The following is a 16770-nucleotide window of genomic DNA, read 5'->3' as shown; positions in this document are numbered from 1 at the left end:
ATCGCCAGTCCATGCCTTATGAAGCCCCTGATCTCGCGAAACTAAGCCTTTCGGATATTGCCGAACTTGTGGCGGCGCGAAAACTGCCGCCGGTCGAAAGCTGGACGCCTGAACAAACAGGCGACAGCGAAATACGCATCGCTGCCGATGGCAAATGGTATCATCAGGGCGGTGAGATCAAGCGCCCAGCAATGGTCCGGGCTTTTTCGAGTTTGTTATTATGTGACGCCGACGGAAAGCACTGGCTTGTCACCCCACAACAAAAGCTGTCCATTGCGGTCGATGATGCGCCCTTCATTGCGGTTGAGCTGCAAAGTGAAGGCGAAGGCAAAGGTCGGACCCTCGCGTTCCGATTGAACAGCGACGATCTAGTCTTCGCAGATGCCGGCCACGCCATCGAAATGCGCAATGGCCTGCCCTATTTGCATGTGCGCGGCGGGCTTTGGGCAAAGCTCGCTCGGCCCGTCTACTACGAACTTGCCAACCTTGCGCTTGCCGATGACCCCGAAGGTATCACGATCTGCAGCAAAGGTGCGCAATTCAGCTTGATGGCGCCTGCATGAGTTGGCGGCACCGCATTCATAAGGCGCTCGACCCCGCGCTGGATATCGAGATTGAGGATGAGCGCTATTTGGGTGACACGGTGCAACACCGTGCCGCTGCGGTGCTTATCCCGATAACAGACCGCGCAGAACCGGGCGTTATTCTCACCCAGCGCCCGACATGGCTGCGCAGCCACGCAGGCCAAGTCGCATTTCCCGGCGGCAAGGTGGACGATACCGACGAAAATTCAATCTTTGCCGCATTGCGTGAGGCGGAAGAGGAACTGAACATACCACCAGCCCGTGTCGAGGTGATCGGCGTGGCCGACACCTATTATTCAGGCAGCGGGTACAGCATTGCCCCTGTTGTTGGCATCATTCCGCCCGACCTTGAGCTTCAGCCCAATCCGCAAGAGGTTGAAGAATGGTTTGAAGTCCCGCTTGCGTTTCTGCTTGATCCTGCCAATTCCATCAAGAAAGAGGCAAACTGGAATGGGCAGCAGCGTAGCTATTACGACATGCAATGGGGCGAACGGCGGATATGGGGCGTAACGGCGGGGATAATCGCCAATCTGGTACGGCGGCTGACATGATTGTGGCACAGCTTCCTCACGCGGAATGGCAACAGGCACCGGGCCTGAAAAAGGTGCTGGCGCTGCTGGCCGATACCCATGGTGGCCCGCGATATGTTGGCGGCGCCGTGCGTGACACATTGTTGGGTCTACCCGTTTCGGACGTTGATATTGCAACCGCATTGTTGCCCGAAACGGTCATGGACCGATTGGAAGCTGGCGGCGTCAAAGCCGTTCCGACGGGGCTGGACCATGGCACGATTACTGCGGTCGTGGACGGCAAGAATTACGAAATCACCACCTTACGCCGCGATGTCTCCACCGATGGCCGGCGTGCGACGGTGGCTTTCGCAACCGATTGGCGGGAGGATGCCGCACGGCGGGATTTCACGATCAACGCGCTCTATGCTGATCCCCAAACAAGAGAGGTTTTCGATTATTTCGGCGGTTTACGCGATCTCGAAAATGGCTGCCTGCGCTTCATCGGCGACGCGACGCAGCGGATCGCCGAGGATTTCCTGCGGATATTGCGGTATTTCCGGTTTCTTGCCCGATTTGGCAGCGGTCCGGTGGATGCGGACGCAATCCATGCCTGCGCGCAAGGTGCGCACGGGCTGACGGCGCTGTCACGCGAGCGCATTGCGCAGGAACTTGCCCGGTTGCTGTCGCTCAAAAACCCAGCCGCGTCTGTCGGTCTCATGATCGACAATGGCATTTTCGCGCCATTTCTTCCCGAACTGTGCAGCGATGCCCACGATCGATTGCAACGGCTCGTGCGCAGGGAGCAGTTGCTCAATCAACCGCTCTCGCTCCCTGCCCGGCTGCTCAGCATATTGGTGACGGACCCTGTCGCGGTCGACAAAGTGGCAGCACGGCTCAAGCTGTCGAACAAAATGCGCGAAAATCTCGCCAACCGTTTGAACGCTGGCGCGCCGACGCAAGGCAATATCCGCGCCATCGCCTATCGTTTTGATAATGACGCCGCGCGCGATGTCGCCATGTTGTTTGCCGACGACAATGCGCTGCCGCTTTGCCTGGCCCGCTTGGACAATTGGGATAGCCCCATCATGCACATCAAAGGCGGCGATCTAATCAAAATGGGATTGCCCGCTGGCCCACTCGTGGCAAAAACCCTGCAAGAGCTGGAAGCCAACTGGGTTGCCGAGGATTTCCCGCTTTCGGACCGCCAGTCCGAATTGGCGCTTCAGCTTGTCGAGGCAGCCATGTCAGCGGCCAAAAAGGCATAAGCAGCATCTTCAGGCAAAGGGCGCGCATAATAATAGCCCTGCCCAACGGAACAGCCAAGGCGGCGTCCACCTGCTCTTCAAAACCGATGCGGCTGCAAAAGCCGGCAGGCTATCGCTCAGCATTACGCGGCGTTAAGCACAGTGATTGTAAATGATGTTCACGCCGTGCGTGGTTAATTTTCGTTAAACCTAATCGAAGCGGTTATTCCTTGGGAAGCCTTGCGGCGGAAGGCGACCCGCTGCGCCCCGCGCCACGCGCCACAACGACATATCGTTTTCCGTGCGCATCCGGCCGCTATCGCCGCCCATTGCCCAGCTGAGCCCTTCGCTCATCTTAAAGCAGACCGCGTCTGCAAGGCCGCCGTCCTTATAACGCTGCAAGGTAACGCCCTGCCCCTTGGCCATTTCGGGAATTTCACTCAATGGGAAGACCACCAATTTGCGGTTGTCGCCGACTACGGCAACATATTGGTCCTTCAACGTCGCTTCGTCTGTGGACTCTGCCGGAGCAAGGCGAACGACCGAAAGTTTCGCACCCGGTTTCAATGTGACGACGCCGCGTCCCTTGCGGGTTTCGGCGATAATGTCGCTCATCCGCGCAATGAAGCCCTTGCCGGTGGAAGCAGCGAGCAACATCCGCCCATCTGGCAAGGCAGGAAACGCTGCAACGATGTCGTTTCCGGTTTCGATGTCGATCATTGTGCCGACAGGTTCACCGAAACCGCGGGCACCGGGCAATTTGTCAGCACCCAAGGTGTAAAAACGGCCATTCGCTGTTGCGATCAGGATTTTGTCGGTCGTCTGCGCATGGAATGCAAAGGCGGGGCCATCCCCTTCCTTAAATTTGAAATCAGCGCGCGCAGACAAGTCAGCGTGCCCCTTCATGGCTTTAATCCAACCACGTTTTGACATGATAACCGTGACGGGTTCGCGTTCGACAAATGCCTCGAGCGAAATCTCGCGCGCTTGCCCTGCTTCCTCCAAGCTTGTGCGGCGGCGGCCAAGTTCGGTATCTTCACCGTAATTTTTGCGCAGCGCAGTCAGGTCTTTTTTCAAACGCGTCTTCTGCCGCGCCGGGCTTTCGATAAGCTTCACCAGTTCTTCGCGTTCCGCTTCCAAGCCCTCAAGCTCACGCCGAAGCTCCATTTCTTCCAATCGGCGGAGCGAACGCAAACGCATGTTGAGGATCGCTTCGGCCTGCCGGTCATTCAACTGGAACTCAGCCATCATAACGGGCTTTGGTTCATCTTCGTTACGGATGATTTCAATGATGCGATCAAGGTTCAGGAACGCAATGATATAACCTTGAAGCAATTCAAGGCGGCTATCGATCTTTTCCAGCCGGTGTTGCGATTTGCGCACCAGCACTTCGATCTGGTGTTTCAACCACCGCAACAGAACTTCACCCAAGCCCATGACCTTTGGTGTGCGGTCGGCATCGAGCACGTTCATGTTTAATGAAAAGCGCGTTTCAAGGTCCGTGAGGCGGAACAAAGCGTTTTTCAGATCTTCGGGATCGACATTGCGGCTTTTGGGCACAAGCACGATACGAACGCGTTCGTCACTTTCGTCGCGGATATCATCCAAAATCGGCAGTTTCTTATCGGCAATCAGTTGCGCGATTTGCTCAATCAACTTGCCTTTTTGCACCTGATACGGAATTTCCGACACAACAAGCTGCCATGTGCCACCGGGCAGTTTTTCGACGCCTGTGGGCTCCCAGCATTTCTCGCTGTCCTGCCAGCCGTTTGAAAAGCGGGCACGCACGCGCATGGCACCGCGACCGCTCGCATAGGCTGCACTTATGACCGCGGGGCTGTCTACCAGCACGCCACCGGTTGCAAAATCTGGTCCCTTGACGATTTCCATCAGCTGCTCGTGACGCGCCTGTGGCTCATCAATGAGGAGCATGGCGGCGTCGATAATTTCGGCCGCATTATGCGACGGGATGCTGGTCGCCATGCCGACGGCGATGCCGCTTGCACCATTTGCCAACAAATTGGGGAACAGACCGGGCATAACCTCGGGCTCTTCGTCTTCACCATTGTAGGTTGGGCGAAAATCTGTCGCATTCTCATCAAGCCCGTTCATGAGCTCAATGGCCGTGCGCGTCAGACGCGCTTCGGTATATCGGTAAGCAGCCGCGTTATCGCCGTCGATATTGCCAAAGTTGCCCTGCCCGTCCACCAGCGGATAACGCAGCGAAAAGGTCTGCGCGAGCCGGACCATTGCGTCATACACGGACTGGTCGCCATGCGGGTGGTATTTACCGATGACATCACCGACAACACGGGCACATTTCTTATATCCGCTCGCCGGGTCAAGCTTGAGCAAGCGCATTGCCCATAACAAACGCCGGTGCACAGGCTTCAACCCATCGCGCAGATCAGGAAGCGACCGCGCGGTGATCGTTGACATGGCGTAGATCAGATAGCGTTCCGACAAAGCCGCATCAAACGGCGCGTCGACAATCGCGTCAAATGGATCTTCTGCTGGAGCATCAACTATGTCAGACATATCTGCCCCGATAGCGAGCGAACCCGCCGTCGCAAAGCAACGATTTCAGCAATCCACAGCTTAATGCGCTCGGCACATATGTTGCGTTGCAATAAAGACACATTTTAGGAACAAAATTGTAATAAATCACAAGTTTGCTAGAATTGGGCGTAACAAAGTGCCAGATTCATCTGCGTTAGTAGAAATATACCTACAAAACTGGGGATGATCATGAAAACATATAAGTTAATTTCTGCACTTGCAGTGACGGTTTCGTCCACCGCGCTCTTCGTGGCAGCAGCCAATCCAGCATTTGCACAGCAAGATACTTCCGCGCAGGCAGCCGAAGCTGAAGAGGCAACTGGTATAAATGCCATTATCGTGACCGGCACACGCCGGACCGACCGCACCGTTGCCGATAGCACGGTGCCCGTCGATGTCATCTCCGGCGAAGCGCTGCTGAACAGCGGCACAACCGAAACCAACAAGTTGCTGAACCAACTCGTTCCATCATTCAACTTCCCGCAGCCGTCTTTGACCGATGGCACCGACTCGCTTCGTCCGGCGACCTTGCGCGGACTTGCGCCAGACCAAGTGCTCGTGCTCGTCAACGGCAAGCGTCGCCACCAGTCTGCGTTGGTCAACCTAAACGGTTCCGTAGGTCGCGGATCAACCGCGGTTGATTTGAACACAATTCCGCCGCTCGCAATTGAACGCCTCGAAGTCCTTCGTGACGGCGCGGCATCACAATATGGTTCCGATGCCATTGCGGGTGTGATCAACATTCAGCTGAAAAAGAGCATTGGCGGACGTGCGCAGGCAACGTTCGGCAAATATGTTACCGAAATGGAAGATGTCGGTCAGGTTGATACCGTTTCGTTGACCACTGGTCTGACGGACAACCCAGTCATCACATACACCGGCGAAGACCGCAAACGCCGCGATGGTGACACATACACCTTAGCGTCAAACTTTGGCCTACCCTTGGGCGACAACGGCTATGTGAACCTCACGGCTGAATATAAGGACCGTTCACCCACCAACCGTTCGGGCCCGGACATCCGCCGCAATTATTTCAACGCAGGTGATCCGCGCGAAGCAACCTTCAACCGTTACGCACACCGTTACGGTGACGGCGTGTCGAAGGATCTGAACTTCTTTGTTAACGGCGGCATTGAATTCTCTGACTCAGCAGAGTTCTACACCTTCGGCAGCTATGGCATCCGTGAAGGTAATGGCGCTGGTTTCTATCGCCGTTCCGCGGACGTGCGCAACCGCGATTGGTCCGCGTCTACGACGACCTTTGTGCCCATTTATGCAGATGGCTTCCTTCCCCTGATTGCCAGCGAAATCGTTGACATCTCTGCGGCGGCCGGTCTTCGTGGCGCCATGAGCGGATGGGATTACGACCTGTCCGTGGTCTATGGGTCCAACCGTCTGGATTATAACATCGAAAATACGGTCAACACGTCCTTGGGCGGCACCGTAAGTGCGCGGGAATTTGACGCTGGCGGCCTACGTTCAGGCCAGACGTCGATCAACCTTGATATGCGCCGCGATTTGGACATCGGTATTGGCCAAAGCGTTTCGCTTGCCGTCGGTGGCGAATATCGCAACGAAAACTACAAAATCGTCCCCGGAGAACTTCAAAGCTACGTGAACGGGCCTTTCTCGGCTGCGCCGTTTAATGCCGCCGGTGGTGCGCAGGTGTTCCCGGGCTTCCGCCCTGCCAACGCAACAGACGTCTCGCGCGATAGCTTTGCGGGCTACGTCGAACTCGATGCCGATCTCTCCGAAAGCTTAACGATGCAATTGGCGGGTCGCTACGAACATTTTAGTGACTTTGGCGATACCATCAATGGTAAAGCCGCCGCACGATATGAAATCGTTGATGGCGTGGCTTTGCGCGGATCAATTTCAACCGGCTTCCGCGCGCCAAGCCTCGCCCAGCAATCATTCGCAACCACATCGACCAACAACGTAGGCGGCGTGCTCATCGAAATCGGGACATTCCCGGTTTCATCGCCTGTGGCCGTTGCGCTGGGTGCACAGCCGCTCACGCCAGAAAAATCGGTTAACATTGGCGGTGGCGTTACGTTCACGCCGATTAGCGGGCTCAGCATCACTGCGGATTACTACAATATAAAAATCAACGACCGCATCACCTTGACCGAAAACCTTCAAGGTACAGACGTTCTCGCGTTGCTGACGTCAGCCGGTGTGACGGGCGTAAGCTCGGCACGCTTTTTCATCAACGGTATCGATACCCGCACAACAGGTCTTGATATCGTTGCCAGCTACCGCGTGCCAGAATTTGGCCTCGGCAAATTCCGCGTCAGCGTCGGGTATAATTTGAACAATACCAAAATTACCGACCGCCGCGTATTTTCGGGCTTCACAGCACAGCGCTTGTTCGCACGGCAGGAAAGCTATCGCCTGACCGACGGACAGCCCAAAAACAAGCTGAACGCAACGCTCGATTGGGATTACAACAATCTTGGCATGACGCTGCGCACGAACCGTTACGGCGAAGTATTCTTGCCAAGCGGCTTCTCGACAGCGGCAAACAATAGCAACATCGCAATCGGCCCTGGTATCGTCCCAGGCGATATATTCCTGTCGCCAAAATGGATTACTGACCTTGAGTTCCGCTTCAAACCAGTTGAGTCCGTCTCAATTGCATTTGGCGCGAACAACGTGTTGGATGTGTATCCAGATCGCCTTCCATTCGGAACGGTTGATGGTGTGAGCTATGGCTTGAACAACTCATTCCTGCCTTACAGCTCGCAGTCGCCATTCGGTTTCAGCGGACGGTTTTTGTACGGTCGTGTCTCTATCGACTTCTAAACTTATCGCTTTTTCATGAGCAAGGGCGCGGCGTAAAACCCGCGCCCTTCTTTTTTGTGCGCTTCAGGCGCGTCATTTTTGACGCCTTGCGGTGCGCCTGCTAACGGGGCGACGACTCCCGATAGCAGCAGAAAGCGAACAATATGATCCCACGTTATTCCCGCCCCGACATGGTGAAGATTTGGGAACCTGAAAACCGCTTTCGCATTTGGTTCGAAATTGAAGCACATGCCACCGATGCGCTGGCCGAACGCGGTGTTGTTCCTGCCTCTGCCGCGCAAGCGCTTTGGAAATGGTGGGACACCAATCCAGCTATTGATGTTGCTGCCATTGACGCGATTGAGGCTGTCACAAAGCATGATGTTATCGCGTTCCTGACATGGGTAGCAGAGCAAGTGGGCGACGAAGCCCGCTTCATGCATCAGGGGATGACATCTTCCGATGTGCTCGACACCTGCCTTGCAGTACAGCTCACGCAAGCGACCGATCTTTTGCTCGCGGACATGGATGCTTTGCTCGCTGCGATTAAGACGCGCGCCATGGAGCACAAATTTACGCCAACGATTGGCCGCAGCCACGGTATCCACGCTGAACCCGTCACCTTCGGCATGAAGCTTGCGCAAGCCTATGCGGAATTCGCACGTGGCCGTGAACGCCTTGTGGCCGCCCGCGCCGAAATCGCGACATGCGCCATTTCAGGCGCAGTCGGCACCTTTGCCAATATCGACCCGGGCGTTGAAGCGCATGTTGCGGCAAAGCTTGGCCTCGCGATTGAACCTGTATCAACGCAGGTCATTCCGCGTGACCGCCACGCCATGTATTTCGCAACGCTGGGCGTCATCGCTTCGTCGATCGAGCGCCTCGCAACCGAAGTGCGCCATTTGCAACGCACCGAGGTTCTTGAGGCTGAAGAGTATTTCTCGCCGGGTCAAAAGGGCAGCTCCGCCATGCCGCACAAGCGCAACCCAGTGCTGACGGAAAACCTGACTGGCCTTGCCCGTATGGTGCGCGGCTATGTGACACCTGCCCTGGAAAATGTCGCTTTGTGGCATGAACGCGACATCAGTCACTCAAGCGTCGAACGCTATATCGGGCCGGACGCAACCATCACACTCGATTTCGCCCTTGGCCGACTGACGGGCGTCATTGATAAGCTGTTGATCTATCCTGAACGCATGCAGAAGAATCTCGACCGCATGGGCGGCCTTGTCCATTCACAGCGCGTGCTGCTGGCGCTCACGCAGGCTGGCATCAGCCGTGAGGACAGCTACCGCATCGTTCAACGCAACGCGATGAAGGTTTGGGAATCCGACGGCGCAGAATCGCTCATGGAGCTTTTGAAGGCCGATGCAGATGTTTCTGCGAAAATGTCTGCCGAAGAAATCGAAGACCGGTTCAATCTTGATTACCACTTCAAACATATCGACACCATTTTCGAACGCGTATTTGGCTAAGCCTTAGCCGCTGCCAAAATGCGCGGCGGCAAAGCTAGTGGATAGCGCTACCCAAAGGGTTAAACTTGCCATAAGGTAGTGAGATAAGAAGGAGCTGCGGACCGATGCGATTTTTGAAGATGCTCATTTGGGTAACGATCATTATCGGGCTTATCGTGTTTGCGACCAATAACTGGGTGCCGGTGTCGGTCAGCCTATGGGGTGGCCTTCGCCTTGATACCAAATTGCCCGCGTTGGTCATTGCGGCATTTCTCATTGGTTTTTTGCCGCTGTATTTCGTGCACCTTACGCAGATGTGGCGCCTGAAAAAGCGCATAATGACGCTTGAGGCGAACCAACGCGGCTCGGCCCTGCCGCCTCCGCCGCCAGCCTCTCCTCCCCCTGCCTATGCCGCTGTGGATACGATATGACCAACCCGATTTTCGTCGCAATCGACACCCCTTATTTGGATGACGCGCTAGAACTGACGCGGCGCATTAAAGACCAAGTCGGCGGGATTAAACTTGGCCTCGAATTTTTCTGTGCCAACGGACATCACGGCGTGCACGAAGTGCAAAAGCTCGGCCTCCCGATATTCCTTGATCTGAAACTGCACGACATTCCCAATACAGTTGCCAAGGCGATGCAGGCTATTAACACGTTGGAGCCAGCCATCGTCACGATCCACGCCACCGGTGGCCGCGCGATGATGGAAGATGCCAAGGCAGCGGCCGGCGCCCATACTAAAGTCGTCGCCGTCACGGTTTTGACCAGCCTCGACGACCATGACCTTAACCGCGTCGGCGTGTCCGACAGCGCAGACCTTCAGGTCGCTCGACTGGCGGCATTGGCGCAGGAAGCCGGACTGGATGGCATCGTATGCTCGGGCCATGAAGTGAAGGCGGTTAAAAAGAATTGGAAGGACGGGTTTTTCGTTGTTCCGGGTCTTCGTCCCGCGGGCGGCACCAGCGCAGATCAAAAACGCACAGTTACCCCGCGTCAGGCACGCGACGACGGCGCTAGCATATTGGTTATCGGACGGCCCATTACCAAGGCCGAAAGCCCGGAAGATGCTGCACGGGCCATTATGGGTACGTTGTAACGCAAGGCGCTGGCATAAAATCACCAGCGGTCGGCGAAGTTCAGCATGACGGAAGCCTTCGGCTTCGCTAGTTAGCTGCCATGCAAACGCAAATCAAAATCTGTGGCCTGAAAGACGAGGCAAGCATTGATGCGGCAGCAAAAGCTGGCGCCACGCATGTTGGACTTGTCCATTTCGAAAAAAGCCCGCGACATGTCGCGCTTGACCAAGCCGCCGCATTGCGGATGCGCGCGCCCGCCGGTGTAAAGGTCGTCCTGCTGCTCGTAAATGCCGAGCCGGGCTGCACTGCCAAGGCAATCGAAGTGGTTAAGCCCGATATCGTGCAATTTCACGGATCGGAAACGCATCAATATTTGCGCGTTTTAAAAAGCGCAGTCGACATTGAAATCTGGAAAGCCTTTGGCGTGAAGGATGCGGCAACGCTTAAAGATGCGGACCAATATGAAGGCGCAGCGGACCTCATCCTGTTTGATGCGCCGGCCCAAGCATTGCCCGGCGGCACGGGCACGCGGTTCGACTGGTCCTTACTTACAGAACACAAACACAAGCTGCCTTGGGGCCTTGCCGGGGGCCTGAACCCGGACAATGTCGGTGAAGCCCTGCGGCAAACACGTGCGATATTGGTCGATACCTCGTCTGGCGTTGAATCCGCGCCAGGCATCAAGGATATGGACAAGATTGCGGCCTTCTGCCAAGCGGTCCGCAACCATGACCACAGCTGAACTCACTCCAAACTCATTCCGCAACCAACCCGACGATCGCGGCCATTTCGGCCAGTTCGGTGGGCGCTATGTCGCCGAAACGCTTATGCCGCTCGTGCTCGACCTTGAACGCGAATATCGCGCGGCGAAACAAGACCCTGCATTTGCAGCGCAATTCGACGACTTGCTTGAGCATTATGTCGGCCGCCCGTCGCCATTATATTATGCCGAGCGCCTGACGGAGGAAGTCCGCAAGAACGCACCCGAAGGCAAAGGCGCGCAAATTTGGTTCAAACGCGACGAGCTGAACCACACCGGCGCGCACAAGATCAACAATTGCATTGGCCAGATACTGCTCGCCATCCGCATGGGTAAGACGCGAATTATTGCAGAAACCGGCGCTGGCCAGCATGGCGTTGCCACGGCAACCGTCTGCGCACGTTTTGGCCTGCCCTGCTTCATCTATATGGGCGCAAAGGACATTGAACGGCAGCAGCCCAATGTATTCCGCATGCGCCTGCTGGGCGCGGAGGTCATTCCGGTCACCAGCGGCGCAGGTACGTTGAAAGACGCTATGAACGAAGGTCTTCGCGACTGGGTCGCCAATGTCCACGACACATTCTACATCATTGGCACGGCCGCTGGCCCGCATCCTTATCCCGAACTGGTCCGCGATTTCCAAAGCGTGATCGGCAAGGAAGCGCGCGCACAAATGCTGTCGCGCATCAATCGCCTGCCCGATTTGTTGGTCGCAGCCATTGGCGGCGGATCAAACGCCATTGGCCTGTTCCACCCATTTTTGGACGACAAAGACGTGGAAATGCTTGGTATTGAGGCGGCGGGTCATGGGCTTGAGAAGGAACATGCCGCGAGCCTTGCGGGCGGCCGCCCCGGCATCTTGCACGGCAACAAAACCTACCTTCTGCAAGACGAAGATGGCCAGATCGCCGAAGCGCATTCGATTTCGGCTGGTCTCGATTATCCCGGCATTGGCCCGGAACATAGCTGGCTCAAGGAAATTGGCCGTGTTCGTTACGACAGTGTGACCGACACTGAGGCGCTTGCCGCATTCCAATTGCTCTGCCGAACAGAAGGTATCATTCCCGCGCTGGAGCCAGCCCACGCCATTGCAGCGGTTGAACGCGAAGCCAAGAAAATGGACCGTGACCAGATCATCCTCGCCAACCTCTGTGGCCGCGGTGACAAGGATATTTTCACCGTCGCTGAGGCTTTGGGGACGTCGATATGAACGGCTCGACTTTCGTCATCCTGAACTTGTTTCAGGATAACAAAAGGTTGGTTGCATGACCCGCCTCTCCACCGCCTTTTCCAAGCCACACCCCGCGCTCGTCGCTTTCATCACCGCAGGTGACGGTGACACTGCCGCCAATCTCGATGCACTCGTCGCAGGTGGCGCGGATGTCATTGAACTTGGCATGCCGTTTACGGACCCGATGGCCGACGGCCCTGTTATTCAGGAAGCGAACATCCGCAGCCTGGACGCTGGCACCACGACGGCGGATATCTTCGCCCTCGCCTCAGCCTTCCGCAAACGCCATCCAGACACGCCATTGGTGCTGATGGGTTATGCCAATCCGATGACGATCCGTGGCGGTGACTGGTTCGCATCCGAATGCAATAAAGCCGGCGTTGATGGCGTCATCTGCGTCGACATTCCGCCTGAGGAAGACCCGGAGCTTGGCCCTGACTTGCGCAGCGCGGGTATTGACCTCATCCGCCTCGCAACACCCACCACAGACACCGCGCGATTGCCCGCCGTCCTGAATGGCGCATCTGGCTTTCTATATTATGTGTCGGTCGCCGGCATCACCGGCCTGCAAGTCGCGGCGCAGACCAGCATTGATGAGGCCGTGGCCCGGCTAAAGGCGCACACCGACCTGCCCATCGCGGTTGGCTTTGGCGTCCGCACCCCTGAACAAGCCGCCAACATCGCGCGCGTTGCCGATGGCGTTGTCGTTGGTTCCGCAATCGTCGAACTCGTCGCCACACATGGCGTCAACGCCGCTGGTCCCGTCCGCGATTATGTGGCTTCGTTGAAATCGGCTATCATTTCGGCGCGTGGCTGATTACAAAACCGAAGCCCTGAGCAGCGGTCGCCCAGCGACTGCGTCCGTCGATGGGCGCCTCTCGGGTGTAGCTTTTGCCTGGGAAGCGTGCTTCGACAGGCTCAGCACTACGGTATATTTTACACTGCGTATTTTACAGGGACAGAAAACATGAACTGGGTCACCCGCGTCCGCAACGCCATCCCCTTCATCGCCAAGCGCGAAACGGCAGAAACACTTTGGCACAAGTGCAAGGGCTGTCAGGCGATGATCTTCCTCAAGGAATTTGAGGAAAACCAGTCTGTCTGCCCAAAATGTGACCATCATGGCCGCATTGGCCCCGCCGAACGCTTTGCTGCTTTGTTCGATGACGACAGCTACGATGTGCTTAAGCCACCCGTTGTCGGCGAAGACCCGTTGAAGTTCAAAGATACCAAGAGATATATCGACCGGATTAAAGCCGCCCGCCACGCAACGGGTGAGCAAGACGCGATGATGAGCGCGCGTGGCAAAATCGACGGCCAAGCGGTTGTTGTCAGTGTTCAGGATTTTGCCTTCATGGGCGGTTCCATGGGCATGGCGGTTGGTGAGGCGTTCATCGACGCTGTAAAGGCCGCGATCCGCGACAAATGCCCTTACATCATCTTTACCGCCGCAGGCGGCGCACGCATGCAAGAGGGCATATTGAGCCTGATGCAGATGCCTCGCTCGACTGTCGCCATTCAAATGCTGCATGATGCCGGACTGCCCTACATCGTGGTGCTTACGGACCCCACCACCGGCGGTGTTACTGCGTCTTACGCGATGCTGGGCGATGTCCAAATTGCCGAACCCGGCGCGCTCATCGGTTTTGCCGGACAGCGGGTAATCGAGCAGACAATTCGGGAAAAACTGCCCGAAGGATTCCAGCGCGCCGAATATCTGTTGGAACATGGCATGATCGACATGGTCACCCACCGCCACGACCTGCGCGGCGTATTGTCGCAGCTCGTCGGCTACCTCGCGCCAGAGAAGAAGGCGGCTTAATTAGACGACAACCAATCTCAGTCTTGTCATTCCCGCGAACGCGGGGATGACAAAGGGATAAAAGATGCCTGACCACGCCATTTCCTCTGACCCTGCTGTTCAGGCGCAATTGGACCGGCTGACCATGTTGTCACCCGGTAAGGATGTCTTGGGACTGACGCGTATTGTGGCATTGCTGGAGCGCCTCGGTAATCCGCACCTCAATCTTCCGCCGGTGTTCCATGTCTCTGGCACCAACGGCAAAGGTTCGACCTGCGCGTTTTTGCGCGGGGCGATTGAGGCGGCGGGTATGACGACGCATGTCTATTCAAGTCCGCATCTGGTGCGTTTCAACGAACGGATACGCGTTGCTGGCAAGCTGATCGATGACGTGAGCTTATCTGCACTTCTGTCGGAGGTTTTGGACCATGCCGAGGGGCTGGAAGCGAGCTTCTTTGAAGTCACCACCGCAGTCGCCTTTTGCGCCTTTGCGCGGACGCCAGCCGATGCCTGCATCGTCGAAGTTGGCCTGGGTGGCAGGCTGGACGCGACCAATGTGCTCACGCAGCCGGTAGCGTGCGGAATTGCATCCTTGGGATTGGATCATGAAGGCTTCTTGTTGGCGGCGGAGGACGGTGTTCCCGATATGCCGCCGCTTGACCGCATTGCCTTTGAAAAGGCGGGAATTGCAAAGTCCGGGTCACCTCTGCTCACGCAAAAATATACAGCATCAATGGCCAACACCGTTGCCACGCAAGCCGGCTTGCACAACGCACCGCTGCACGCCCGCGGCGAAAGCTGGGATGCGGCGGTGTATGATGGTCGCTTGCATTATCGCGACGCCAGCGGAAAGCTCAACCTGCCACTTCCCCGCATGATAGGCGCACATCAGGCCGACAATGCGGCTTTGGCCATTGCAATGCTGCGGCATCAAAACGCCATCCATATTCCGGAGGCGGCGCTGGCCGCCGCGATGGAATGGACACGCTGGCCGGCACGGATGCAAACATTGTCTGCAGGGCCGCTGACTGACCAACTGCCGACGGGTTCAACCGTGTGGCTCGATGGCGGCCACAATCCCGATGCCGGAGCGGCAATTGCCAAAACGCTTGAGGACGGCCCGCCCGTTCACGTCATCATTGGTATGTTGATGAACAAGGATGCGCTGGGTTTCCTGACGCCGTTCGCACACAAAATTGGATCGTTATACGCGGTGCCGATATCGGGCCATGAGCATCATGATCCGTTGGAACTGTGCCGGTTAGCGAAAGACCATCTTGGCATCGCAGTGGCCGCGCCTGTGGCCGACATTGACACAGCGATGGAACGGATTGCGGGCAATGGGCTGCCATCCAATGTGTTAATCTGCGGTTCGCTCTATCTTGCTGGTGAAGTGTTGCGCGCGAACGATCAGGCGCCGGATTAAATCCTTATAATTTAAAGGCTTACCTCAGAATTCAAGTTGTCAGTTTTGGTTAGTCTATGTTTCGGGAGTAGCAGGCTTGCCGTCAAAGGTCGCAGCCGTGCCAATTGAGCTATCCGCAAGTCCGCTTCGCATCATTAACCAGAATATTATGATGCCCGGCAGCGCCGCAACGGTGGTTAATATGTAGAAGTTGAAGAAACCCATGCCTTCAACCATTGCTCCCGCTGTCGTACCCGTCAAAAAGCGGCCTACAATACTAGCAGCCGACGAAATCAAAGCATAATGGGCCGCTGTGAAGCGAAGATCGCACAACGCTGCAAAATAGGCGACCAAAACTGTTCCCGCAACGCCGCTGGCAAAGTTCTCGAAACCGATGGTTGCCGCCAAGCCCAAGTTAGTATGTCCTGCGTTTGCCAAAAGCGCAAAACTAACGTTAGAGATCATCATTAGAAACAAGCTGAGAATTACGGATCGTTTCAATCCCATTTTCGCATACAGAATACCGCCAACAAAAATACCGACAAGGAATGCCCAGAATCCCACACCAACATCGTAAATCGCGATTTCGTCGTTGGAAAAGCCCAGATCTTCCAAAAGCAACCGAAGGGTCAAATTTGCAAGCGTATCTCCGATTTTGTGTAAAAGTATAAACAACAGGACAAGCCAAGCTCCATGACGGCTAAAGAACTCTCTGAACGGTCCAATGATAGACTCGCCGATGTTAATATCTTTCCGAGCCACTGCCTCTCGATGTCGCGCAGGCTCTCCACCCCATAGCACTGCAATTACGGCTGGAATGGCAAACGCCGCACACACAATATATGCAGCTTCCCAGCCCATTCGTGCGGCTACAACAAGTGCCAGTGCGCCAGCGCCAGCAGACCCAAGCCGCCAACCATACTGGCTCATGCCGGCACCGATGCCTTGTTGATCGGGTCGAAGCACCTCGATCCGATACGCGTCGATTACGATGTCAAAGGTAGCACCTGCAAAGCCCAAAAGAACGGCCGAGTATGCGGTATACAATAATCCGGCGTTTGGATTGGAAAAACCAAGATTTGCAACCGCAATTGCAACAAAACCTGCCGACACGATCATCCAAGAAACACGCTGCCCCATTCGGCCCAAGATAGGCAGCCGGACGCCGTCTACTATCCACGCCCAAGCCCATTTGAAATTATACACGAGAAACGCAAGTGCGAACGCGGTTACAGCTTTTTTATCGATACCGTCCTGCGCAAGACGCGTGGAAAGAGTGGCACCAATCATCGCGTAAGGAAAACCCGAAGATATACCCAATAAAAGTGCAATGAGGGCTTCTTTCTCCATGTAA

14 protein-coding genes are annotated in these 16770 nt (G+C 56.1%); 12 read left to right on the top strand and 2 right to left on the bottom strand.

Annotation, left to right across the window (positions count from 1 at the left end; genetic code table 11):
* Nucleotides 1-11: 11 nt before the first annotated feature.
* The 3 genes from ACIQZK_RS04710 to ACIQZK_RS04700 are packed head-to-tail and all read left to right on the top strand — an operon-like array spanning nucleotide 12 to nucleotide 2361.
* Complete coding sequence (locus ACIQZK_RS04710) at nucleotides 12-563, top strand: DUF1285 domain-containing protein (RefSeq protein ID WP_397575120.1); 552 nt, start codon at nucleotides 12-14, stop codon at nucleotides 561-563.
* Complete coding sequence (locus ACIQZK_RS04705; protein ID WP_397575119.1) at nucleotides 560-1135, top strand: CoA pyrophosphatase; 576 nt, start codon at nucleotides 560-562, stop codon at nucleotides 1133-1135. The genes ACIQZK_RS04710 and ACIQZK_RS04705 overlap by 4 nt, the downstream gene beginning before the upstream one ends.
* Nucleotides 1135-2361 carry a CCA tRNA nucleotidyltransferase gene (locus ACIQZK_RS04700; RefSeq protein ID WP_397575132.1) on the top strand — a complete coding sequence of 409 codons (1227 nt, stop codon included), beginning with the start codon at nucleotides 1135-1137 and terminating at the stop codon, nucleotides 2359-2361. The genes ACIQZK_RS04705 and ACIQZK_RS04700 overlap by 1 nt, the downstream gene beginning before the upstream one ends.
* Before the next feature lie 189 nt (nucleotides 2362-2550).
* Here ACIQZK_RS04700 and parC read toward each other — a convergent pair whose 3' ends face one another.
* The gene (gene parC / locus ACIQZK_RS04695; protein WP_397575118.1) at nucleotides 2551-4878 is read right to left on the bottom strand and encodes a DNA topoisomerase IV subunit A; all 2328 of its coding nucleotides are present in this window, start codon (nucleotides 4876-4878) and stop codon (nucleotides 2551-2553) included.
* Between the two features lie 210 nt (nucleotides 4879-5088).
* Between parC and ACIQZK_RS04690 the strand changes: the two genes are divergently transcribed.
* The 9 genes from ACIQZK_RS04690 to ACIQZK_RS04650 all read left to right on the top strand — a co-directional run bounded on the left by ACIQZK_RS04690 (nucleotide 5089) and on the right by ACIQZK_RS04650 (nucleotide 15437).
* Complete coding sequence (locus tag ACIQZK_RS04690; RefSeq protein WP_397575117.1) at nucleotides 5089-7704, top strand: TonB-dependent receptor plug domain-containing protein; 2616 nt, start codon at nucleotides 5089-5091, stop codon at nucleotides 7702-7704.
* 143 nt (nucleotides 7705-7847) lie between these two features.
* Nucleotides 7848-9158, top strand: coding sequence for an adenylosuccinate lyase (purB, locus tag ACIQZK_RS04685; protein WP_183940414.1), 1311 nt, complete (start codon nucleotides 7848-7850; stop codon nucleotides 9156-9158).
* Nucleotides 9159-9262: 104 nt separating this feature from the next.
* The gene (locus ACIQZK_RS04680) at nucleotides 9263-9568 is read left to right on the top strand and encodes a hypothetical protein (RefSeq protein ID WP_395635684.1); all 306 of its coding nucleotides are present in this window, start codon (nucleotides 9263-9265) and stop codon (nucleotides 9566-9568) included.
* Nucleotides 9565-10239 (top strand): orotidine-5'-phosphate decarboxylase, encoded by a 675-nt coding sequence (gene pyrF, locus ACIQZK_RS04675; protein ID WP_397575116.1) that lies wholly within the window; start codon nucleotides 9565-9567, stop codon nucleotides 10237-10239. The genes ACIQZK_RS04680 and pyrF overlap by 4 nt, the downstream gene beginning before the upstream one ends.
* An 80-nt stretch (nucleotides 10240-10319) precedes the next feature.
* On the top strand, nucleotides 10320-10961 hold the full coding sequence (locus tag ACIQZK_RS04670) for a phosphoribosylanthranilate isomerase (RefSeq protein WP_397575115.1): 642 nt from the start codon (nucleotides 10320-10322) through the stop codon (nucleotides 10959-10961).
* Nucleotides 10948-12189: a tryptophan synthase subunit beta gene (gene trpB, locus ACIQZK_RS04665; protein WP_397575114.1), complete on the top strand. Its 1242-nt coding sequence runs from the start codon at nucleotides 10948-10950 to the stop codon at nucleotides 12187-12189. The genes ACIQZK_RS04670 and trpB overlap by 14 nt, the downstream gene beginning before the upstream one ends.
* Before the next feature lie 55 nt (nucleotides 12190-12244).
* Nucleotides 12245-13027 carry a tryptophan synthase subunit alpha gene (trpA, locus tag ACIQZK_RS04660; RefSeq protein ID WP_397575113.1) on the top strand — a complete coding sequence of 261 codons (783 nt, stop codon included), beginning with the start codon at nucleotides 12245-12247 and terminating at the stop codon, nucleotides 13025-13027.
* Nucleotides 13028-13177: 150 nt separating this feature from the next.
* Nucleotides 13178-14032, top strand: a complete 855-nt coding sequence (gene accD, locus ACIQZK_RS04655) for an acetyl-CoA carboxylase, carboxyltransferase subunit beta (RefSeq protein WP_397575112.1) — start codon at nucleotides 13178-13180, stop codon at nucleotides 14030-14032.
* A 64-nt stretch (nucleotides 14033-14096) separates the two neighbouring features.
* Nucleotides 14097-15437 carry a bifunctional folylpolyglutamate synthase/dihydrofolate synthase gene (locus ACIQZK_RS04650; RefSeq protein ID WP_397575111.1) on the top strand — a complete coding sequence of 447 codons (1341 nt, stop codon included), beginning with the start codon at nucleotides 14097-14099 and terminating at the stop codon, nucleotides 15435-15437.
* 54 nt (nucleotides 15438-15491) lie between these two features.
* On the opposite strand, the gene ACIQZK_RS04645 is transcribed toward ACIQZK_RS04650, so the two are convergent.
* Entirely contained in the window at nucleotides 15492-16766 is a 1275-nt protein-coding gene (locus tag ACIQZK_RS04645; RefSeq protein ID WP_397575131.1) for an AmpG family muropeptide MFS transporter, read from the bottom strand.
* Nucleotides 16767-16770: the final 4 nt, after the last annotated feature.

Origin of the sequence: Sphingorhabdus sp. (genome assembly GCF_044338195.1) — a bacterium.
Taxonomy (GTDB): domain Bacteria; phylum Pseudomonadota; class Alphaproteobacteria; order Sphingomonadales; family Sphingomonadaceae; genus Sphingorhabdus_B.
The sequence above is the reverse complement of the archived record's forward strand: the minus strand, read 5'-3'. Positions and strand labels throughout refer to the sequence as shown.